At 70.6% G+C, this 20,656-nt stretch carries 19 protein-coding genes; 12 read left to right on the forward strand and 7 right to left on the reverse strand.

Annotated elements, in window-relative coordinates:
• The first annotated feature begins 42 nt into the window (after positions 1–42).
• The 5 genes from OG452_RS04335 (at position 43) to OG452_RS04355 (ending at position 6,498) form a co-directional block, all read left to right on the forward strand.
• Positions 43–1,986 (forward strand): molybdopterin oxidoreductase family protein, encoded by a 1,944-nt coding sequence (locus OG452_RS04335; protein WP_442809951.1) that lies wholly within the window; start codon positions 43–45, stop codon positions 1,984–1,986.
• A 4-nt stretch (positions 1,987–1,990) separates the two neighbouring features.
• On the forward strand, positions 1,991–3,925 hold the full coding sequence (locus tag OG452_RS04340; protein ID WP_327294274.1) for an NAD(P)H-dependent oxidoreductase subunit E: 1,935 nt from the start codon (positions 1,991–1,993) through the stop codon (positions 3,923–3,925).
• Complete coding sequence (locus OG452_RS04345; RefSeq protein WP_327294275.1) at positions 3,922–4,779, forward strand: 2Fe-2S iron-sulfur cluster-binding protein; 858 nt, start codon at positions 3,922–3,924, stop codon at positions 4,777–4,779. Before OG452_RS04340 ends, OG452_RS04345 begins: the two co-directional genes overlap by 4 nt.
• Positions 4,780–4,863: 84 nt before the next feature.
• Positions 4,864–5,703 carry a formate dehydrogenase accessory sulfurtransferase FdhD gene (fdhD, locus tag OG452_RS04350; RefSeq protein WP_327294276.1) on the forward strand — a complete coding sequence of 280 codons (840 nt, stop codon included), beginning with the start codon at positions 4,864–4,866 and terminating at the stop codon, positions 5,701–5,703.
• Positions 5,704–5,850: 147 nt separating this feature from the next.
• A complete protein-coding gene (locus tag OG452_RS04355; RefSeq protein ID WP_327294277.1) occupies positions 5,851–6,498 on the forward strand; it encodes a hypothetical protein in 648 nt (215 codons plus the stop codon).
• A 39-nt stretch (positions 6,499–6,537) separates the two neighbouring features.
• Here the strand turns inward: OG452_RS04355 and OG452_RS04360 are convergent, their stop codons facing one another.
• Positions 6,538–7,005: a MarR family winged helix-turn-helix transcriptional regulator gene (locus OG452_RS04360; protein ID WP_327294278.1), complete on the reverse strand. Its 468-nt coding sequence runs from the start codon at positions 7,003–7,005 to the stop codon at positions 6,538–6,540.
• Between the two features lie 92 nt (positions 7,006–7,097).
• Here OG452_RS04360 and OG452_RS04365 point away from each other — a divergent pair, with 92 nt between their 5' ends.
• Entirely contained in the window at positions 7,098–8,024 is a 927-nt protein-coding gene (locus OG452_RS04365; RefSeq protein WP_327294279.1) for a quinone oxidoreductase family protein, read from the forward strand.
• On the opposite strand, the gene OG452_RS04370 is transcribed toward OG452_RS04365, so the two are convergent.
• Complete coding sequence (locus tag OG452_RS04370) at positions 8,014–9,036, reverse strand: bile acid:sodium symporter family protein (RefSeq protein ID WP_327294280.1); 1,023 nt, start codon at positions 9,034–9,036, stop codon at positions 8,014–8,016. The genes OG452_RS04365 and OG452_RS04370 overlap by 11 nt on opposite strands.
• 118 nt (positions 9,037–9,154) lie before the next feature.
• Between OG452_RS04370 and OG452_RS04375 the strand changes: the two genes are divergently transcribed.
• From OG452_RS04375 to OG452_RS04385, 3 genes are all read left to right on the forward strand, one after another.
• Positions 9,155–10,021 carry a LysR substrate-binding domain-containing protein gene (locus OG452_RS04375; RefSeq protein WP_327294281.1) on the forward strand — a complete coding sequence of 289 codons (867 nt, stop codon included), beginning with the start codon at positions 9,155–9,157 and terminating at the stop codon, positions 10,019–10,021.
• A gap of 525 nt (positions 10,022–10,546) precedes the next feature.
• A complete protein-coding gene (locus OG452_RS04380; protein WP_327294282.1) occupies positions 10,547–12,367 on the forward strand; it encodes an AMP-dependent synthetase/ligase in 1,821 nt (606 codons plus the stop codon).
• 154 nt (positions 12,368–12,521) lie between these two features.
• The gene (locus OG452_RS04385) at positions 12,522–13,358 is read left to right on the forward strand and encodes an aldo/keto reductase (protein ID WP_327294283.1); all 837 of its coding nucleotides are present in this window, start codon (positions 12,522–12,524) and stop codon (positions 13,356–13,358) included.
• A gap of 89 nt (positions 13,359–13,447) precedes the next feature.
• Here the strand turns inward: OG452_RS04385 and OG452_RS04390 are convergent, their stop codons facing one another.
• Together OG452_RS04390 and OG452_RS04395 are read right to left on the reverse strand one after the other, a co-directional pair.
• Positions 13,448–14,311 carry a class I SAM-dependent methyltransferase gene (locus OG452_RS04390; protein ID WP_327294284.1) on the reverse strand — a complete coding sequence of 288 codons (864 nt, stop codon included), beginning with the start codon at positions 14,309–14,311 and terminating at the stop codon, positions 13,448–13,450.
• Between the two features lie 121 nt (positions 14,312–14,432).
• Positions 14,433–14,738 (reverse strand): 4a-hydroxytetrahydrobiopterin dehydratase, encoded by a 306-nt coding sequence (locus OG452_RS04395; RefSeq protein WP_327294285.1) that lies wholly within the window; start codon positions 14,736–14,738, stop codon positions 14,433–14,435.
• 49 nt (positions 14,739–14,787) lie between these two features.
• On the opposite strand from OG452_RS04395, the gene OG452_RS04400 reads away from it, so the two are divergent.
• Positions 14,788–15,594 carry a helix-turn-helix domain-containing protein gene (locus OG452_RS04400; RefSeq protein ID WP_327294286.1) on the forward strand — a complete coding sequence of 269 codons (807 nt, stop codon included), beginning with the start codon at positions 14,788–14,790 and terminating at the stop codon, positions 15,592–15,594.
• Between the two features lie 37 nt (positions 15,595–15,631).
• Here OG452_RS04400 and OG452_RS04405 read toward each other — a convergent pair whose 3' ends face one another.
• The 3 genes from OG452_RS04405 to OG452_RS04415 all read right to left on the reverse strand — a co-directional run bounded on the left by OG452_RS04405 (position 15,632) and on the right by OG452_RS04415 (position 17,804).
• The gene (locus OG452_RS04405) at positions 15,632–15,856 is read right to left on the reverse strand and encodes a hypothetical protein (protein WP_327294287.1); all 225 of its coding nucleotides are present in this window, start codon (positions 15,854–15,856) and stop codon (positions 15,632–15,634) included.
• Between the two features lie 111 nt (positions 15,857–15,967).
• On the reverse strand, positions 15,968–16,339 hold the full coding sequence (locus OG452_RS04410) for a hypothetical protein (protein ID WP_327294288.1): 372 nt from the start codon (positions 16,337–16,339) through the stop codon (positions 15,968–15,970).
• Positions 16,340–16,400: 61 nt separating this feature from the next.
• A complete protein-coding gene (locus OG452_RS04415) occupies positions 16,401–17,804 on the reverse strand; it encodes an NADP-dependent succinic semialdehyde dehydrogenase (protein ID WP_327294289.1) in 1,404 nt (467 codons plus the stop codon).
• A 139-nt stretch (positions 17,805–17,943) separates the two neighbouring features.
• Here OG452_RS04415 and OG452_RS04420 point away from each other — a divergent pair, with 139 nt between their 5' ends.
• Positions 17,944–18,423 (forward strand): MarR family winged helix-turn-helix transcriptional regulator, encoded by a 480-nt coding sequence (locus tag OG452_RS04420; protein ID WP_405564258.1) that lies wholly within the window; start codon positions 17,944–17,946, stop codon positions 18,421–18,423.
• A gap of 146 nt (positions 18,424–18,569) precedes the next feature.
• Positions 18,570–20,627, forward strand: a complete 2,058-nt coding sequence (locus tag OG452_RS04425; protein ID WP_327294290.1) for a phosphocholine-specific phospholipase C — start codon at positions 18,570–18,572, stop codon at positions 20,625–20,627.
• Positions 20,628–20,656: the final 29 nt, after the last annotated feature.

Below are 20,656 nucleotides of genomic sequence, written 5' to 3' on the forward strand. Positions count from 1 at the left end.
GTATGCAATTGGGCGCTGATCATCTCCATGAGGAGCGCAACCGTGAAGAAGCGAGACCGAACCCCGAAGACCTACGCCCGGCTCACCCATCCCCTGGTACGCGACACCAACGGCACGCTGCGCAGGGCGAGTTGGGATGAGGCGCTGGACCGGGCCGCCGAGGGCTTCCGGGCGGCGCGCGGCGCCTTCGGGATGTTCTCCTGCTCCCGGGCCACCAACGAGATGAACTATGTGGCGCAGAAGTTCGCCCGCGTCGTGATGGCCACCAACAACGTCGACTCCTGCAACCGCACCTGCCACGCCCCCAGTGTCGCGGGGCTCTCGGCGGCGTTCGGATCCGGCGGCGGCACCTCGTCGTACGGAGAGGTCGAGCACACCGATCTGATTCTGATGTGGGGCTCCAACGCCCGGTTCGCCCATCCGATCTTCTTCCACCATGTACTGAAGGGGATCAGGAACGGCGCCCGGATGTACGCGGTCGATCCGCGCCGCACCTCCACCGCCGAGTGGGCGGAGAGCTGGCTGGGGCTGAACGTCGGCACCGACATCCCGCTGGCGCACGCCGTGGGCCGCGAGATCATCCACGCGGGCCTGCACAACAGGGCGTTCATCGAACGGGCCACGACAGGGTTCGACGCGTACGCCGCCGAGGTCGAGCCGTGGACGCTCTCCGCCGCCGAGCAGGTCACCGGTGTACCGGCGGAGGCGATCCGCGACCTGGCGCACACCTACGCACGCGCCGAGCGGGCCCAGCTGTGCTGGACGCTGGGGATCACGGAACACCACAACGGCACGGACAACGTACGGGCGTTGATCAACCTCTCGTTGCTGACGGGGCACGTGGGCCGGTACGGCTCGGGCGTACAGCCGCTGCGCGGGCAGAACAATGTGCAGGGCGGCGGCGACATGGGCGCCATCCCCGACCGGCTGCCCGGCTTCCAGGACATCCTGGAGCCGGCGGTCCGCAGCAAGTTCGAAGCCGCCTGGGACACCGTCATCCAGCCCTCGTACGGTCTCAATCTGACCCGGATGTTCGAGGCGATGGAGAGCGGCGACCTGAGAGCCGTCTACTGCGTCGGGGAGAATCCGGCCCAGTCGGAGGCCGACAGCGAACAGGCCGTGGACCGGCTCCGGCGGCTCGACTGCCTGGTCGTGCAGGACATCTTCCTGACGAAGACCGCCGAACTGGCTGACGTGGTACTGCCGGCGACGGCCGCCTGGTGCGAGACCGACGGCACCACGACCAGCAGTGAACGGCGGGTGCAGCGGGTACGCAAGGCGGTCGGCCCGCCCGGCGAGGCGCGCGAGGACATCGAGATCATCTGTGACCTCGCCGGGCGGCTCGGCCATCCCTGGAAGTACGCCGACGCCGAGTCCGTCTGGAACGAGCTGCGGTCGGTCTCCCCCGAGCACTGGGGCATGACGTACGAGCGGCTGGAGGAGCACCAGGGCATCCAGTGGCCGTGCCCGGATACCGGGGGGCTCGAACCGCCCTTCCTGCACTCCAGGTTGTGGGAGCCCGATCCGGACCGGCGGGGACGTCCCGCGCCGTTCGGCATCGTCCGGCACGACCCGCCGGTCGATCTCACCGATGAGGGCTTCCCGATCCGGCTGACGACCGGGCGGCGGCTCGACTCGTACAACACCGGGGTGCAGAGCGGCAGTTTCGCCTCGCCGCTGCGTCGGGGCGAGTACATCGAGCTCTGTCCCGAGGACGCCGCGGCGTTCGGGGTGGAAGCGGACGAGGAGGTACGGATCGTCTCGCGGCGCGGTTCGGTCGTCGCCCCGGTGTGGATCGACCCCGGCCTGCGTCCCGGGCTTGCCTTCATGACGATGCACTTCCCGGACGAGGTCGACACCAACCAGCTGACCATCGAGGCGAACTGCCCGATCGCCGGCACGGCCGAGTTCAAGGCGTCGGCCATCCGGATAGAGAAGCTGTCCGCCGCTGACGTGCCGGGCAGCATCGCGGCTGTGAGGAGCTGACGCAGTGGACCTGCACTTCGGTGACAGCAAGCCGACCGACGAGGAGCGGGAAGCGGTCGACGCGCTGCTCGGACCGCCCGCTTCGGCCTGGGAGGGCGGGACGGAGCGCACGGACGCGGATCTGCGCTGGGCGGTCGGCGGCCGGGCCGCACGCGAGCGGCGCGATCTGCTGCTGCCGGCACTGCACGCGGTCAACGACCGGACGGGCTGGATCAGCGAAGGGGCGCTGGACTATCTGTGCCGCAGGCTGACCGTGCCACCCGCCGAGGCGTACGGGGTCGCGACGTTCTACTCGATGTTCGCGGTCCGGCCCCGGCCGGCGACAGTGGTGCATGTCTGTACCGACCTGGCCTGCGCGGTGAACGGATCGGCCGGGCTCCGCGCGGGGATCGAGGAGCGGCTGGGTACTGCCGGCGCGGCCACCGGAGGTGTCAGCTGGCAGCCGAGTCCGTGCCTGGGGCTGTGCGAGCGGGCGCCGGCGGCGCTGGTGCTCCGGGCCGGTGAACCCGCGCCCCCGCCCGGGGCGGACCGGCCGCCCGCCGGGGGCAGCGACCTGCGGCGCCGGGCCTCCGCCGTGGTCGCTCCCGCCACAGCGGAGAGCGTCGCACGGGCAGCCGCCGCTCCCGGAGCGGCGGCCGGCCCGTCCGCCGCCATGGCCGTACCGCAGGCCGGGCAGGACGGGCTGATACTCCTGCGGCGGGTCGGTGTCGTGGATCCGTCCTCGCTGGACGACTACCGCGCGCACGGCGGCTACTCCGCCCTGCGCCGCGCCTTCGAGCTCGGCCCCTCGGGGGTGATCCGCGAGGTGACCGACGCCGGTCTTGCCGGACGCGGCGGCGCCGCCTTCCCCACCGGGCGCAAATGGCAGGCCACCGCGGGCCGGCCGGACCATCCGCACTACCTCGTCTGCAACGCGGACGAGTCCGAACCGGGCACGTTCAAGGACCGGGTGGTGATGGAGGGCGACCCGTACTCCCTGATCGAGGCCATGACCATCGCCGGGTATGCGACGGGCGCCCACCGGGGATACCTCTATGTCCGCGGCGAGTACCCGCTGGCCGTGGAACGGCTGGAGCACGCCATCGGCCGGGCCAGGTCCCGCGGCTTCCTCGGCGATGACGTGCTGGGGCAGGGGTACGCGTTCGACATCGAGCTGCGGCGCGGCGCGGGCGCGTACATCTGCGGTGAGGAGACCGCTCTGTTCAACTCGATCGAGGGCTACCGGGGCGAGCCGCGGTCCAAGCCGCCCTTCCCGGTCGAGAAGGGCCTCTTCGGGAAGCCGACGGCGGCCAACAACGTCGAGACGCTGGTCAATGTGGGGCCCATCCTGACGATGGGTGCCGAGGCCTACGCCGCGATCGGTACGGAGGCGTCCACCGGGCCGAAGCTCTTCTGCGTCTCGGGGCGGGTGGCACGGCCCGGGGTCTACGAGCTGCCGTTCGGCGCGACCCTCGGCGAGCTGCTGGATCTGGCGGGCCGCCCGGAGTCCCTGCGGGCCGTGCTGCTGGGCGGAGCCGCAGGCGGCTTCGTGCGCCCGGACGAGCTGGACATCCCGCTCACCTTCGAGGGGACCCGGGCGGCCGGCACGACACTCGGCTCCGGTGTCGTCCTCGCCATCGACGACACCGTCGAGCTGCCCCGGATCCTGCTGCGGATCGCGGAGTTCTTCCGTGACGAGTCGTGCGGGCAGTGCGTGCCCTGCCGGATCGGGACCGTACGGCAGGAGGAGGCGCTGCACCGGCTGCTGGACCGCGAAGGCGCCGGCGCGGCAACCGATGTGGCGCTGCTGCGCGAGGTCGGACAGGCGATGAAGGACGCGTCGATCTGCGGTCTCGGGCAGGCAGCCTGGAGCGCCGTCGAGTCAGCGATCGACCGCCTCGGCGTCTACGGAACAGCGCGGGGATCAGAGGCCGGGCAAGGACCGAGGGGTGACAAGTGACCGCCGTACCGCTGCAGCCGCCGAGGCGGCTCATCGAATTCAGCCTGGACGGGCAGGACACCCGGGTTCCCGAGGGGTCCACGATTCTGGAGGCGTGCCGGGCGGCGGGAAAGGACATCCCGACGCTCTGCGAGGGCGACACGCTCACCCCGAAGAACGCCTGCCGGGTCTGTGTGGTGGAGGTCGAGGGCGCCAGGACCCTGGCACCGGCCTGCTCGCGCCGCGCGGAGCCCGGGATGGCGGTACGGACGGACACCGGGCGCGCCCGGCACAGCCGGAAGACCGTCCTCGAACTGCTGGCCTCGGCGACAGACCTCTCCACCACGCCGCGCGCCGCCGAATGGATCAAGGAGTACGGCGCCGAGCCGGGACGCTTCGGGGCGGCTGCGGCCCGGCTCAACGAGGAGCCCAAGGTCGACAACGACCTGTACGTCCGCGACTATGACAAATGCATCCAGTGCTACAAATGCGTGGACGCCTGTGGTGACCAGTGGCAGAACACGTTCGCGATCTCGGTGGCGGGCCGCGGCTTCGACGCCCGTATCTCCACCGAGCACGACGCACCGCTCACCGATTCGGCGTGTGTGTACTGCGGCAACTGCATCGAGGTGTGCCCGACCGGGGCGCTCAGTTTCAAGTCGGAGTTCGACATGCGCGAGGCAGGGACCTGGGACGAGTCGGCGCAGACGGAGACGACCACGGTCTGCGCCTACTGCGGGGTGGGCTGCAACGTCACCCTCCATGTCCAGGAGAATGAGATCGTCAAGGTCACCTCGCCGCACGACAACCCGGTGACCCACGGCAACCTGTGCATCAAGGGCCGCTTCGGCTTCCAGCACGTCTCGCAGCACTGATCGACGCAGTACCTGATCGACGCAGTACTTGATCACCGCAGAACTGATCACCGCAGTACCGATCGAAGAGTAGGACGGATTCCCATGGGCCGGGTCACCGAACGCCGCCGCACCATCCGTATCCGGGACGGAGCGGTCACGACCCGCCCCGACACCCTGGTGGCCGAGGAACCACTGGAGATCCGGCTGAACGGCAAGGCCCTCGCCATCACCATGCGCACCCCGGGCGACGACTTCGCCCTGGCCGCCGGCTTCCTGGTCAGCGAGGGCGTGCTCGGTTCGGCGGAGGAGCTCCAGTCGATCGTGTACTGCGCGGGGGCCACCGCCGACGGCTCGAACACGTACAACGTGGTGGACGTCAGGCTGGCACCGGGGGTCGAGCTTCCCGACATCACGCTGGAACGCAACGTGTACACCACCTCGTCGTGCGGGCTCTGCGGCAAGGCCAGCCTGGACGCGGTCCGGACCACCGCGCGCTTCCCGATCGCCGACACTCCCCCGGTCCGGGTGGACCCCGATGTGCTCGCCGTCCTCCCCGACCGGCTGCGGGCGGCGCAGCAGGTGTTCGACCGGACCGGGGGTCTGCACGCGGCCGCGCTCTTCACGCCGGAGGGCGAACTCCTGGACGTACGCGAGGACGTGGGCCGCCACAACGCGGTGGACAAGCTGGTCGGCCGGGCCCTGCAGAACGGCCTGCTCCCGCTCTCACAGGTTGTTCTCCTGGTCTCCGGCCGCGCCTCCTTCGAACTGGCCCAGAAGGCGGTGATGGCGGGGATCCCGGTCCTCGCCGCCGTGTCCGCGCCGTCCTCGCTGGCCGTCGACCTGGCTGCCGAGTCCGGCCTGACGCTGGTCGGTTTCCTCCGCGGCTCCTCCATGAACGTGTACGCGGGCGACGAGCGGGTCGCCCTGCACTCGGGGGTCTGACACGCCCCGCGGCACGGGTCGGCGGACCGGCCGGCGGGGAGCGCCCCCTGCGCCGGCCGGCCCCGGGCCCGCCCGTCTGCGGCCCCACCCCGAAGGGCGGCGGCAACCGCTGTCGCTGTGGCGTCCGGCGGCAGTACGGTCAGGGACATGACCCGCCAGCCGTCCGCAGCCCAGCGCCGGGCGATCCGCACCGCCGACGCCGAGTCCGGACTCCTCCAGGGCCCATCGGCGGCCCTGGCCTCGCTGGTCACCCAGGGTCTTGCACTGCGCCACCCACGGCCCCCGCACCGGCACTACCTGACGCCGGCCGGACAGCGGATGCGAGAACGCCTGGCCGCCGAGCCGGTCAGGCTGGTCCCGCCGCCGGAGCCGGACCCCGTACCGGTGCCGGAATCCGGGGCCGGGGAGCCGCCCGGCGTGTTCCACGCCCGCACCGCCACCGGAAGCGCCGGGAGCACGGCAGCGGACCCGGACCCCGTACGGGCGCGTGAGGTGCGCAGCGCCTGGGCCGGTCTGATCGAGATGCGCCGGGTCACCAACCCCGACCGCTCGGTGGAGCGGCCGTGCGACTGGGAGCGTACGCATCTGACGCAGGCCGCCGCCCTCGCCCTTGAGGCGGGCTGCTGCCGGGGCTATCTGGTGAGCGAGTCGGCGCAGCCCCAGGCGGTACGGGTGGACGGTCCGGACTCCCGGACGTACGCGGAGACACTGGAGCGTGCCGGCTGGCAGACCTCGGCGCATGCGGACCGGCGGGCGGGCGCGGCCTATCTGCTGGCCTCGCCCCGACGGGTCTGACCGCGGCCCGCCTGACCGAGGCCCGTCTGACCGCCCGGGTCATCTCTCCTTGCTGTCCGAGCCGTCGGCCGCGTGCACGATCCGGGTGAGCAGTGCGGTGAGCTGGGCCCGTTCGGCGGGATCGAGCGGGGCGAGCAGTTCGTCGTTGGCGGCGTCGCCCAGCTCCTCCAGGCGGCGCAGCGCGGTACGCCCCGACGGCGAGACGGCGATCGCGTTCTTCCGCCGGTCCGCGGGGTCGGCCGTCCGGGTGACGAGGCCCTTGGCCTGGAGTTCGTTGAGCACGGTGACCATGTCCTTGGGGTCGATGCGCACCGTGCGGCCCAGCTCCGCCTGGGACACGGGTCCGAGCGCGGTGACTGCGGTCAGCACCACGTGGTGCGGCAGCCGCATCCCCTCCCCCGCGAACGAGTCGGCGAGCAGCCGGTGTCCGCGGGCCGCTGCCCGGCCGAGCAGCCAGCTGGGCAGAGCGGTGATCCGGGCGAGCGCGGGCGGGGTGTCGGGAGTCATGAGGAAACCGTAGCGCGAAAACCATTGGTGCACCCAATGAAACTCAGGATACCGTTGGGGCAACCAACGACAAAGACATCTGGAGGGCATGTATGCGCCGCGTTCGGTATGACAGGAATGGCGGGCCCGACGTCCTGTACGTGGAGGACGTCCCCGCCCCCGAACCGGGGCCCGGCGAACTCCTGGTGCGCTCGGAGGCGATCGGGGTGACCCTGCCGGCCGTACGGAAAGTGCGCGAGGGCAGCGAACCCGCGCCTCTGGGCGGGGAGATCGCGGGCACGATCGTCGCAGTGGGGGCCGGGGTCGGAGGTTTCGCGACCGGCGACCGGGTGACCGGCCTCTGCTTCGCCGGCTCCTACGCGGACCTCGCCGTCCTGGCGGAGCCGTTCGCCACCAGGATCCCGGCGCACGCGAGCGCGGTGGAGGCCGTGGCCCTGGTGCGCAGCGGGCTGGTGGCGCGGGGCGCGCTGGACGCCGCCCGGCCCCGCACCGGCGAATCGGTGCTGGTGACGGCCGCCGCCGGCGGCGTCGGCCATCTGGCGCTCCAGCTCGCCCGGCTGGACGGCGCCGCACGGGTGGTCGCCGCCGTCGGATCGTCGGAGAAGTCGGAGTTCCTGCGAGGCCTCGGCGCCGACGCGGTGGTGACGTACGACGACCCGGACTGGGGCGAGCCGGTGGACGTCGTCGTGGACGGGGCAGGCGGAGCGCTGCTCACCCCCGCGGTCGCGGCCCTCGCACCGAACGGACGGCTGGTCGCGTTCAGTTCGGGTGGCGGCACCCTTCAGGCGTACGACCTGCTGACCGGCGCCAAATCGGTCATCGGGTTCCAGATGGCGCTCATCGCCAGGAACAGGCCCGAGCTGTACGCGAGGTGGTGCGCCGAACTGTGGGAGCTGCACCGCACCGGGGTGCTGCGGGCCGCCGTGCACGCCGAGGTCCCGCTCGAAGAGGCCGCGCGGGCCCACCGGTTCGTCGAATCCCGTGCCAACCTCGGCAAGGTGGTGCTGGTCACGTCATAACGGCCTCGGTGGATGCGGCCCGCTCCACCTCTTCGGGCAGCGGGTCGCGCGAGCGGCGCTTGGCGATCACCGCGCAGACCATCAGCTGCATCTGGTGGAAGAGCATCAGCGGCAGCACCGCCAGCGATGCCTGCGCGCCGAACAGCACGCTCGCCATGGGCAGTCCAGCCGCCAGGCTCTTCTTCGACCCGGCGAACTGGATGGCGATCCGGTCACCGCGGGCGAAGCCGAGCCGCTTGGCCCCGTACCAGCTCAAGGCCAGCATGACGGCGAGCAGCACTGCCTCGGCCCCGAGCAGACCCAGCAGCCGGACGAAGCTCACCTGGTGCCAGACCCCGCGCACCATGCCCTCGCTGAACGCCGCGTAGACGACCAGCAGGATCGAGCCCCGGTCGACATAGCCGAGGACCTTCTTGTGACGTACCAGGAAACCGCCCACCCAGCGGCGCAGCAACTGCCCCGCCACGAACGGCACCAGCAGCTGCAGCACGATCTTCAGCAGGGAGTCCGTGGAGAAACCGCCCCCGCCACCGCCCAGGACCAGCGCCGCGAGCACCGGGGTCACCACGATGCCGGCGAGTGAGGAGAAGGAGCCGGCGCAGATCGCCGCGGGCACATTGCCGCGGGCGATCGAGGTGAAGGCGATCGACGACTGGATGGTCGACGGCACCAGGCAGAGGAAGAGCAGTCCGTTGTAGAGCTGCGGTGTCAGTACGAAAGGCACGAGCCCCTTCGCCGCGAGACCGAGCAGCGGGAACGCGACAAAGGTGCAGGCCAGGACCGTGAGATGGAGCCGCCAGTGCTTCAGTCCCTCGACCGCCTCGGCCGTGGAGAGCCGGGCGCCGTAGAGGAAGAAGAGCAGGGCCACCGCTCCGGTCGACGCTCCCCCGGCCACATCGGCCGCCGCACCACGGGCCGGCAGCAGCGCCGCCACCGCGACGGTGCCGATCAGAGCCAGGATGTACGGATCGATCGGCAGCCAGGACGGGAACTGCATCTTGCGGCGGCTCATGTTCTCCACTTGCTCTCGGAGGTCGGAGGGTGCCCTCCCCATCGTCCACGCCATATCCATGATCGGGAATCCTGCATACCACTCTGACTGAGATCACGATGCGCGATAACCTCGAAGCATGTACGACCCCGCGCAGCTGCGCACGTTCCTCACCGTGTCGCAGACCCTGAGCTTCACCCGGGCCGCTCACCGCCTGGGGCTGCGCCAGTCGACGGTGAGCCAGCATGTGCGCCGGCTGGAGGACGCGACGGGCCGGTTGCTCTTCACCCGGGACACCCACAGCGTGGAGCTGACCGAGGACGGCGAGGCGATGCTCGGCTTCGCCCGGACGATCCTCCAGGGGCACGAGCGGGCGGCGGCGTTCTTCGCGGGCACCCGGCCGCGCGGCAGGCTGCGCTTCGGCGCGTCGGAGGACTTCGTGCTGACCCGGCTGCCCGAGATCCTGGAGTCGTTCCGTACCGAGCACCCCGAGGTCGATCTGGAGCTCACCGTCGGCCTCTCCGGCATCCTGCACGAGCAGCTGGCGGCGGGCGCGCTCGACCTGGTGCTCGCCAAGCGGCGCAACGGGCACAGCCACGGCGAACTGGTCTGGCGTTCCGCACTCACCTGGATCGGCGCCCCTCGACTGCGCATCGACCCCGACCGCCCGCTCCCGCTGATCCTCTTCCCGCCGCCCGGCATCACCCGCGCCCGCGCGCTGGAGGTGCTGGAGGAGGACGGCCGCGCCTGGCGCATCGCCTGTACCAGCAGCAGCCTCAGCGGACTGATCGCGGCGGCCCGCGCGGGCCTCGGCATCATGGCGCACACCCGCGGCCTGATCCCGCCCGGCCTCACCCAGGTCCCGGCCCGGGCCGGGCTGCCCGACCTCGGGGAGGTGGAATTCGTCCTGCTGCACGGCCGGGCGGGCGGCAGCACCCAGGAGGCCGCCGACGCACTGGCGTCGGCGATCCTGACGGGCGCCGACCGGCTGCACCACCAGGCCTAGCGGCCAGGCCACGCTGGACGCGGGGTCGGACTGGACCGGCCTGTCGGCCGGTCTTGTGCTGGCCGGAATCGGGGTCGGACCGGTGTCGCCCGGGCTCGCCGGGGCGGCGCTCGCCTCGGAGACAGCACACGGAAACTCGGAGGGTGCCCGAACGAGCCGTTCGGGCACCCTCCGAGTTCTCACCCCGACCCCCTGTGATGCCAGCGATCACAGAGGGATCACAGGGACGTCACGGGAAGCTGCCGCCGACGGAACGTCCGGTCCACACGACCTCCGCAGGTCACAGGGGTTGGGCGGCCTCCGTGCCTTCTCCGTACAGATTCGGTGGAGATTCCACCTCGCGGAACTTACCGTTCGGTCAGGAACGCGCCCAACCCTTCCCCATGTGGGTACATTTCACCTGCCGGGCCCCTGCGTAGCCTCGCGATATCCCCACATTCCGGTCGCCGGGCCCCCCTCCCGCCGGATCTCGCGTTGGGGTAGCGTCACGGCGCTGTGCGGAGCGTCACATAGGAGCAGGTCATTTTGCGCGAGTTCACTGTCCCACCCATAGTGACGGCGCCCCAGGTCGGCGGACTGGCGGACGTCGTGTTCGAGCACGCCGACGACGATCCTCACCGGTCTGCCCTCGGCCGGAAGGAGAACGGGCGCTGGTACGACATGTCGTCCGGCGAGTTCCGCGACCAGGTGCTCGCGCTCGCCAAGGGGCTGCTCGCCGACGGAGTGCGGTTCGGCGACCGTGTCGCGATCATGTGCCGGACCCGCTACGAGTGGACGCTCTTCGACTTCGCCCTCTGGGCCGTCGGCGCCCAGCCGGTGCCCATCTACCCGACCTCGTCCGCCGAGCAGGTCTTCTGGATGCTGTACGACTCCGAGGTCAGCGCGTGCATGGTCGAGCACGAGGACCACGCCATGACCATCGGCTCGGTGATCGACCGGCTGCCCGCTCTGCGCAGGCTCTGGCAGCTGGACGCGGGCGCACTGGACGAACTCCTCGCAGCGGGCGTCGGCCTCGACGACGAGGTGGTGCACCGCCACCGGCGGGCCGTGACCCCGGAGTCCGTCGCCACCGTCATCTACACCTCGGGCACCACGGGCCGCCCCAAGGGCTGCGTGATCACCCACGCCAATCTGATGTTCGAGGCGGACACCATGGTCGCCCGCTGGGAGCCGGTGTTCCGCTCCAAGCGCGGCGAGACCTCGTCCACCCTGCTCTTCCTGCCGCTGGCCCATGTCTTCGGCAGGATGGTCGAGGTCGCCGCCATACGCGGCCGGGTCAAGCTGGGCCACCAGCCCGAACTGGCGGCCCGCGCGCTGCTGCCCGATCTCGCCGCCTTCCGGCCGACGTTCATCCTCGCCGTGCCCTACATCTTCGAGAAGGTGTTCAACGCCGCGCGCCGCAAGGCCGAGACCGAGGGGAAGGCGGGCCCCTTCGACAAGGCCGTCGAGGTGGCGGTGCGCTACGCGGAGGCCATGGAGCACAAGGCGTTCGGGCTTGGCCCCGGCCCCTCGGCGAGCCTGCGGATGCAGCACCAGTTCTTCGAGAAGGTCGTCTACGCGAAGGTGCGCGCGGCGATGGGCGGCCGGGTGCGGCACGCGATGTCCGGCGGCTCGGGGATGGACCGGCGGCTCGGACTGTTCTACGAGGGCGCCGGTGTCTCGATCTACGAGGGGTACGGGCTCACCGAGTCGTCGGCGGCGGCCACCGCCAACCCGCCGGAGCGCACCCGCTACGGCACGGTCGGCCAGCCGATCCCGGGCTCCACCGTGTACATCGCCGACGACGGCGAGGTGTGGGTGCGCGGCCGGAACGTGTTCGCCGGGTACCTCAACTCCCCCAAGGCAACCGACGGCGTACTCCACGACGGCTGGCTCTCCACCGGCGACCTGGGCTCGCTGGACGACGACGGTTATCTCACGATCACCGGCCGCAAGAAGGAGATCCTGGTGACCTCCGGCGGCAAGAGCGTGTCGCCTGCCGGACTCGAGGAGCGGGTACGGGGCCATCCTCTGATCGCGCAGTGCCTGGTCGTGGGCAACGACCGGCCGTACATCGCCGCGCTCGTCACGCTCGACCAGGAGGCGGTCGCCCACTGGCTCTCCCTGCACGGCAAACCGCCGATGACCCCGGCCGCCCTGGTACGTGATCCGGAGTTGGAGACCGAGGTCAGACGCTCCGTGGTGGCGGCGAACACCCTGGTCTCGCAGGCCGAGTCAATCAGGACGTTCCGGATCCTCGCCCATCAGTTCTCCGAGGAGCACGGCCTGCTCACGCCGTCGCTGAAACTCAAGCGCAAGGCGATCGAGACGGCGTACAGCGAAGAGGTCGAGGCGCTCTACCGCTGAGGCCGGGTGGCGGACAGCGGGTCCAGTAGCCCCTCGCTGTCCGCCGCCCGGCCAGGGGGGGGGCGGGAATGGGCCGCGCCGTGTGATCGTTGACCGTTGAGGTACCAACCCGATGGCGTACTCGCCATCGCGCACCAAGAGGAGTCAACCGCTCGTGAGCAAGGTCCCCTTCATCACCCTCAACAACGGCTCCCGGATGCCGCAGCTCGGCTTCGGGGTCTGGCAGGTCGCCGACGACGAGGCCACGAAGGCCGTCGGCACCGCGCTGGAGGCCGGCTACCGCAGCATCGACACCGCTGCGATCTACGGCAACGAGGAGGGCACAGGGAAGGCGCTCGCCGCATCGGGAATCGCCCGTGACGAACTCTTCGTCACCACGAAACTGTGGAATTCCGAGCAGGGGTACGACTCGACCCTGCGCGCCTTCGACACCTCGCTGTCCAAGCTCGGCCTCGACTACGTGGACCTGTACCTGATCCACTGGCCGGTCCCCTCCAAGGACGCCTACGTGGACACGTACAAGGCCTTCGAGAAGATCCACGCCGACGGCCGCGCGAAGGCCATCGGTGTCTCCAACTTCCTCCCTGAGCACCTGGAGCGGCTGCTGGGCGAGACCTCGGTGGTCCCCGCCCTCAACCAGATCGAGCTCCACCCCCACCTGCAGCAGGCCGAGTCGCGCGCCTTCCACACGGAGCACGGCATCCACACGGAGGCCTGGTCCCCGCTCGGCCAGGGCAAGGGGCTGCTGGAGGTCCCGACCGTCGTCGCGATCGCGCAGAAGCACGGCCGCAGCGCCGCCCAGGTGGTGCTGCGCTGGCATCTGCAGACCGGCAACGTGGTCATCCCCAAGTCCGTGACGCCGTCGCGGATCAAGGAGAACATCGACGTCTTCGGCTTCGAGCTGGACGCCGACGACCTGGCGGCCATCGCGGCACTCGACGAGGGCAAGCGGCTGGGCGCCGACCCGGCCACCATGGCCCTCGGCGTCTGATCCCGGGAGCCTGGTCCCCGGCATTCAGTACGACGGCGGCGCCGCCCGGTTCCGTTCCGGGCGGCGCCGCCGTGTGCGCGGCCGGTGCGTCAGCCCCGGCGCGCGGTGTACACCGTGCGGGCCGTCAGCAGAAATGTGTCGTCGCGCAGCAGCAGCCCGCGCGGGTCCTCCGGGGTCAGCAGCAGATCGATGGCGGCCGCGTCATCCGCCGTGAGCCGGTCCGCGAAGACCTCCCGCTGCCGGGTGAAGTGGGCGACGAGCTGCTCGCGTACGGCGTGGGGCAGCGGTGCGGGAATGTCGAGCAGGAACGACCGGGTGCCGCTCGGCGCGAGCCCCACCGCGGTCAGCAGCGCGCGCCAGTCCTCGACCTCGCGCTCGGCACCGGGCAGCTTCGCCCGCATCTCGTTGAACCACTCGGCCGAGACCGCGTCGAGCCGCGCCTCCAGATCCGGCGTGCCGATGCCGGTGTCGCGCGGCAGATGGCGTGCGGTGAGACCGCCCTCGATCAGTGCGATGAGTCCACCGGGGCGCAGCAGCCCGGCCAAGCCCTCAAGTGCGGCGCGCTGGTCGCCGATGTGGTGCAGGGAGCTGCCCGCCCAGACCAGATCGGCTTCGCCCAACTCGCCCATCCCTCCGGGTAGTTCGGCGCAGTGGGTGTGAACGCGGTCACCCAGGCCGGTGCGCCCGGCCCGGTGCCGGGCGCGGTCGAGCAGGGCGGGTGAGCCGTCGACTGCGACCACTTCCGCGTACGGAAAGGCCTCCGCGAGCAGGCAGGTGACGACTCCTGGGCCGCTGCCGATGTCGAGGATCCGGCGGACGCCGGCCACGGGAAGCTGTTCGGCGATCCAGGCCGCCGCCCGCTGGTGGGCGGGCCGGTGCAACTCGGCGCTCCGCTCCAGGTGCGGAGCCATGACGTCCCAGTCGATTTCGGTGGTGTCGTGGTGATGACTCATGCGGCCAGGGTGCCCCGTCCCGCCCCGGATGCGGGAGCTTCGTTGCCGTTGCGGCAAACGCGTCACGCTGCCCGACGGAACGCGGGCGGCTGCGGAGACGTCCTCAGCGGGAGGGCCGCCCTCAGCCGGCGCCGTGCCCCGGAGCGGCCTCCTCGACCCGCCGGGCCAGTTCGAAGTCCTTGGCCGTGACCGCGCCGCCCGCGTCATGCGTGTGCACGCTCAGCGCCACGGTGCTGTACCCGAGGGTCAGATCGGAGTGGTGGCCCAGCTCCTCCTGGATCTGCGCGATGTGCACGACCATCGCGGTGGCGGCGAAGTGTCCGGAAAGCCGGTAGGAACGCGTGATCCGTTCACCGTCCAGGGACCAGCCGGGCAACTCGCGCAGCCGGTCCTCGGTCTCTTTCCGCGTCAGCGGTTCTGCGGGCATGTGCGGGACTCCTTCCGGGAAGCTGTCGGCACGACGTTACGGTCTGGGTATGACAACTGTCGCTCCCGACACCGGAGTGGGGCCACTGCTGCGCGACTGGCGCAGGCAGCGCCGGGTCAGTCAGCTGGAGCTGGCCCTGCGGGCCGACTCGTCGGCCCGCCACATCAGCTTCATCGAGACGGGCCGCGCCCGCCCCAGCAAGGAGATGGTGCTGCGTCTCGCCGAACACCTGGACGTGCCCGTCCGGGAGCGCAACGCCCTGCTGCTCTCGGCCGGTTACGCGCCGGGGTACACGGAGACGATGCTCGACGACCCTTCGATGGGGGCGCTGCACGAGGGGATCAACCAGCTTCTGCGGGGATACGAGCCGTACCCGGCGCTGGTGGTCGACGGACGGTACGACGTCGTCGCCGCCAACCGCGGTATCGCGATGCTGCTGGAGGGGGTGCCCGAACGGCTGCTCGCGCCCCCGCTGAACGCGATGCGGCTCACGCTGCACCCTTCCGGGCTCGCGCCCCGCATCCGCAATCTCCGGGAGTGGCGGGGGCATCTGCTGCACCAGATGGAACGCCAGATGGCGCCCGCCCGTTCGGATTCGCTGCGTGAGCTGTACGAGGAGGTCGCCGCCTATCCGCTTCCCGCTCCGGCGGAGGGGCGGTCGGAGCGGGTCGCGGGGTCCGCTCCGCGTTTCGCGCTGCCGCTGGAGATCGAACACGACGGGCGGGTGCTTTCTTTTCTTTCGTCCATCTCCACCTTCAACACACCGATGGACGTGACGGTGGCCGAGCTGGCGATCGAGACATTCCTCCCAGCCGATCCCGCGACGGTCGCCTATCTGCGGTCACTGGCGGCCTGAGCGCCCGGGCCAGGGCCTGACCGCCGGGGTCTGACCGCTAGGGCACCTGCCGCAGATACAGGGCGCCGCAGCTGTGGCAGAAAGGCTGGCTCTCGGGGGTCCCCCAGACGTCCGTCGACTGTTTGGGTGCGGCCGGGTCCAGCTCCCGCCCGCACAGGGCGGTCGTCTCACTGATGTGCGCGATGTGCCACCACTGCACCCTGGGGTGCTCGTCCCTGGGGGACGAACCCTCCTGGAGATGGGCCTGCATAACGTATTCCATTTGCGCCTCCTCCCCTTTAATTCTGCCACCTCCCGAGGTGCTCGAACCGGTCACGCCGGTCTGGAACAGTTCAAGCCGGACCGCACCGGATGACCGGTGCGGTCCGGCGGACTACCTGTTCGCCAGCTGGAGGTTCAGCTCCTTCTCCTGGTCGCCGAGGGCCTCGCCCTGCTCCTCCACGGCGAACACGGTGCTCAGCGCGGTCCGCACCAGGTCGACCGCGTGGTAGCCGCCCTGCACGGTCGCCATGACCGGTGCCGTCAGGCTGGCTGCGCCGAGCTTCCCCGGATCGGCGTCCAGCACCTCGTAGGACGCCGCCCAAACGGTCACCCGGCCGGGCACCTCCGGCTGCGGGGCGTCCCCGGCGGCCCGGTCACAGGGGAAGGCCGAGCGCAGCGCGCCGAAGACGGTTGCCGCGTCCTCCTCCGAGTGGCCGGTGAGCGCCACCGTGACGAGCGTGTCCTGATTATCCGTGTCGGCCATCGTGCTCACTTTCCTTGCTGGATCGGCGGGGTACGTGAACTGCCCGGGGACCGGCTCCGGGTCACTCGCCGGGGTCGGCGCCGTGCCAGACGGTGGTGATGTTGCAGAACTCGCGGATGCCGTGGCCGGAGAGCTCACGCCCGTACCCCGAGCGCTTGGCACCGCCGAAGGGCAGGGCCGGGTGGGAGGCGGTCATGCCGTTGAAGAAGACACCCCCTGCTTCGAGATCCCGTACGAACAGTTCCACTTCGTCCTCTTCCCGGGTCCAGACGTTGGAACTCAAGCCGAACGGTGTGTCGTTGGCCACCCGTACCGCTTCCTCGGCGCTCGCCACCCGGTAGAGGGTGGCCACCGGGCCGAACGCCTCCTCGTGGTGGATCCGCATATCGCTGGTGATGCCCATCAGGACGGTGGGCGAGTAGAACCAGCCGCGGTCGGCCCCCTCCGGCCGACCGCCGCCGCACAGCGCGGTCGCTCCCTTGCGTACGGCGTCGTCCACCAGCTCCTCCAGATCGCTGCGGCCCTGCTCGGTGGCGAGCGGTCCGACATCGGTCGACTCGTCCAGCGGGTCGCCGACCGTCAGTGCGGCCATCCGGGTGGTGAACTCCTCCATGAACGTGTCGTAGACATCCGTATGGACGATGAAGCGCTTGGCGGCGATGCAGGACTGCCCGTTGTTCTGCACCCGGGCTGTCACCGCGGTCCGCGCGGCCCGCCCGATGTCGGCCGACGGCATCACGATGTACGGATCACTGCCGCCCAGCTCCAGTACGGTCTTCTTGACCTCGTCGCCCGCGACGGCCGCGACCGAGCGGCCGGCCGGTTCGCTGCCGGTGAGGGTCGCCGCAGCCACCCGGGGGTCGCGCAGGATCGCCTCGACCGCGCCGGAGCCGATCAGCAGGGTCTGGAAGCAGCCCTTCGGGAATCCGGCCCGCTCGAAGAGTTCCCCCAGGTAGAGAGCGGTCTGCGGCACGTTCGAAGCGTGCTTGAGCAGGCCCGTGTTGCCCGCCATCAGGGTGGGCGCGGCGAACCGTACGACCTGCCAGAGGGGGAAGTTCCACGGCATGACGGCCAGCACGACGCCCAGCGGGCGGTAGCGGATGTACGCGCGGGCGGCGCCGGAGTCCTCGGCGTCGGCCCGGGACGGATGCTCGTCGGCCAGCAGCTCGGCCGCGTGCCTGGCGTACCAGCGCATCGCCTTGGCGCACTTGGCGGCCTCGGCGCGGGCTGCGGCGACCGGCTTGCCCATCTCGGTGGTCATCGTGCGCGCGATGTCCTTCTGCTCGCTCTCCAGCAGATCGGCGGCACGGTTCAGCAGCCGGGCCCGCTCGGCGAACTCCGTGGTGCGGTACTCACGGAAGGTGTCGTGGGCGGCCGCGATGCGGCGTTCGATCTCCTCGGCGCCCAGCGCCTCGAAGGTCTGGAGCGTTTCACCGGTGGTGGGGTTCACCGTGGCGATGGGCATGGGTGGGTCCTCCTCGTACTCGCCCTTCCGACCTTCGCGCGCCCGGTGCGCCACCGCAACGCGGGCGGCGGACGGGCGGGGCGGGGCGCGCCCGTCCGGAATGGTTCGCCATGCGAACCGTCCACCCTATGCTGACCCGATGGCGATGATCAAGGGTGAGGAGCCGATGGGGATGGCGGCCGCGCTGGTGCGGACGTCGTTCCTGGTGCAGGCCGTGTACACGGAAGCCAGCCGGGAGTACGGACTGCCAGTACAGCAGGCCCAGTTGATCTGCGTGCTGATGGCTCAGCCGCGCGGCATGGGGGAGTTGAGCACCATGCTGGGCCTGGAGAAGTCCAGCCTGACCGGTCTCGTCGACCGGGCCGAGCGGCGCGGGCTCGTGTGCCGGGAGCCGGATCCGCTGGACAGGCGTGCGGTACGGGTCGCGCTGTCCCCCGAGGGCGCCAGGGTGTCCGGCGACTTCTACGCCGGCGCGAGCGCGCGGATGGAGGCCCTGGCCGACGGAATAGGCCCTGCGGAGCGCGACCGGCTGGCGGCGGTGCTGGGGCGGCTGGTGCGGAGCAATGAGGTACCGATGGTCTTCATCGAGCCGAAGCCGGCGGAGGCGCCGACGGTGTGAAGGCGCCGGTGTCTGAAATCGGCCTGGTTGTTCGCCTCGTGTGCCGTGTTCCGTCACTCGCGCGTCATTCCCCCTTCCCTTTCACCCCCTCATCTGGGAAGACTCGGCTGGATAGTCCCCTCACACCGCGAGAGGTTCCCCCACACATGCCTCAGTTCAATCGGCGCCGCTTCCTCCAGATCGCGGGCGCGACCGCCGGCTTCTCGGCCCTGTCGAACAGCATCGACCGCGCCGCCGCCATCCCCGCGAAGCGGCTCTCGGGAACGATCAAGGACGTCGAGCACATCGTCGTCCTCATGCAGGAGAATCGTTCGTTCGACCATTACTTCGGGTCCATGAAGGGGGTACGCGGCTTCGGTGACCCCCGTCCGGTGACGCCCGTGGGCGGCAAGCCGGTCTGGTACCAGTCGGACGGCACCAAGGACGTCCTGCCCTACCACCCGGACGCCGAGGACCTCGGCATGAAGTTCATCGCCGGCCTCGACCACGACTGGGCGGGCGGCCACAAGGCCTGGAACCAGGGCAAGTACGACCAGTGGATTCCAGCCAAGTCCGCGGGCACGATGGCCCATCTGACCCGCAAGGACATCCCGTTCCACTACGCGCTGGCCGACGCGTTCACGGTGTGCGACGCCTACCACTCGTCGTTCATGGGCGCCACCGACCCCAACCGCTACTACCTGTGGTCAGGTCACGTCGGCAACGACGGCAAGGGCGGCGGTCCGGTACTCGGCAACGCCGAGGCCGGATACGACTGGACGACCTACCCCGAGCGCCTGGAGGAGTCCGGGGTCTCCTGGAAGATCTACCAGGACACCGGCGACGGACTGGACGCGGCCGGCTCCTGGGGCTGGATCGACGACGCGTACCGCGGCAACTACGGCGACAACTCGCTCCTGTACTTCAACAAGTACCGCAACGCGAAGCCTGGTGACCCGCTGTACGACAAGGCGCGCACCGGGACCAACGCCAAGAACGGCGACGGCTTCTTCGACATACTCAGGGCCGACGTGAAGGCGGACAAGCTCCCCCAGGTCTCCTGGATCGCCGCCCCCGAAGCCTTCTCCGAGCACCCCAACTGGCCTGCCAACTACGGGGCCTGGTACGTCTCGCAGGTGCTGGACGCGCTGACCTCGAACCCGGAGGTGTGGAGCAAGACGGCGCTCTTCGTCACCTACGACGAGAACGACGGCTACTTCGACCACGCCCTCCCGCCGTTCCCGCCCGCCTCCGCCGACCGGGGCGCATCCACGGTGGACACCTCACTCGACTACTTCCCCGGCGACGCGAGTTACGGCGCGGGGCCCTACGGCCTCGGCCAGCGCGTCCCGATGACCGTCGTCTCCCCTTGGAGCACCGGTGGTTACGTGTGCTCCGAGGTCTTCGACCACACCTCGGTCATCCGCTTCATGGAGCGCCGCTTCGGGGTGGCCGAGCCGAACATCTCGCCCTGGCGGCGTGCCATCTGCGGTGACCTGACGTCGGCCTTCGACTTCGGTCTGCAGGACACGAAGCCCGCCACGCTGCCGGACACCGACGGTTTCCAGCCGCCGGACAAGAAGCGGCACGACAGTTACGTACCCAAGGCGCCCGCGGACCCGGCGCTGCCCAAGCAGGAGGCTGGGTCGCGGCCGTCCCGTCCGCTGCGCTACGCGCCGCTGGTGGACGGGAAGGCGGCGCCGGCCGACGGGAAGTTCACGCTCACGTTCAGCGGGGGCGCGGACGCCGGAGCCTGCTTCACGGTGACATCGGCCAACCGCGGCGACGGTCCGTGGACGTACACCGCCGAGGCGGGCAAGCAGCTCTCGGACACCTGGAACACGTCGTACTCCAAGGGCTCCTACGATCTGTCCGTGTTCGGTCCGAACGGCTTCCTGCGCACCTTCAAGGGGCCCGGTACCACCGCAGGCCCCGAGGTGACCGCCCGTCACCAGGCCACCGACGGCTCGGTCGAGCTGACGATGACCAACGCGGGCAGCGCCGACTGCCACCTCACGGTCACCAACGCGTACGGCGGGAAGAGCGAGACCTTCACGGTCCGCACGGGGAAGACCGTGGTGTACGCGGTGGACCTGCGCGCCACCCGGCAGTGGTACGACCTGACGGTGGTCTCGGACCAGGACGGCGCGTATCTGCGCCGGCTGGCCGGACATGTCGAGAACGGCAGGCCCGGTGTGAGCGACCCGGCGATCATCACCGGCTGAAACTCTGAACGGCTGAACCGCTGCCGGTG

It is taken from the genome of Streptomyces sp. NBC_01197 (assembly GCF_036010505.1).
Lineage (GTDB): Bacteria > Actinomycetota > Actinomycetes > Streptomycetales > Streptomycetaceae > Streptomyces.

Coding starts and splice junctions, on each gene's coding strand:
- fdhD (WP_327294276.1), top strand. CDS start 4,864: ATGGGCCGGGTCACCGAACGCCGCCGCACCATCCGTATCCGGGACGGA.
- OG452_RS04355 (WP_327294277.1), top strand. CDS start 5,851: ATGACCCGCCAGCCGTCCGCAGCCCAGCGCCGGGCGATCCGCACCGCC.
- OG452_RS04360 (WP_327294278.1), bottom strand. CDS start 7,005: ATGACTCCCGACACCCCGCCCGCGCTCGCCCGGATCACCGCTCTGCCC.
- OG452_RS04365 (WP_327294279.1), top strand. CDS start 7,098: ATGCGCCGCGTTCGGTATGACAGGAATGGCGGGCCCGACGTCCTGTAC.
- OG452_RS04370 (WP_327294280.1), bottom strand. CDS start 9,036: ATGAGCCGCCGCAAGATGCAGTTCCCGTCCTGGCTGCCGATCGATCCG.
- OG452_RS04375 (WP_327294281.1), top strand. CDS start 9,155: ATGTACGACCCCGCGCAGCTGCGCACGTTCCTCACCGTGTCGCAGACC.
- OG452_RS04390 (WP_327294284.1), bottom strand. CDS start 14,311: ATGAGTCATCACCACGACACCACCGAAATCGACTGGGACGTCATGGCT.
- OG452_RS04395 (WP_327294285.1), bottom strand. CDS start 14,738: ATGCCCGCAGAACCGCTGACGCGGAAAGAGACCGAGGACCGGCTGCGC.
- OG452_RS04400 (WP_327294286.1), top strand. CDS start 14,788: ATGACAACTGTCGCTCCCGACACCGGAGTGGGGCCACTGCTGCGCGAC.
- OG452_RS04405 (WP_327294287.1), bottom strand. CDS start 15,856: ATGGAATACGTTATGCAGGCCCATCTCCAGGAGGGTTCGTCCCCCAGG.
- OG452_RS04410 (WP_327294288.1), bottom strand. CDS start 16,339: ATGGCCGACACGGATAATCAGGACACGCTCGTCACGGTGGCGCTCACC.
- OG452_RS04415 (WP_327294289.1), bottom strand. CDS start 17,804: ATGCCCATCGCCACGGTGAACCCCACCACCGGTGAAACGCTCCAGACC.
- OG452_RS04420 (WP_405564258.1), top strand. CDS start 17,944: ATGGCGATGATCAAGGGTGAGGAGCCGATGGGGATGGCGGCCGCGCTG.
- OG452_RS04425 (WP_327294290.1), top strand. CDS start 18,570: ATGCCTCAGTTCAATCGGCGCCGCTTCCTCCAGATCGCGGGCGCGACC.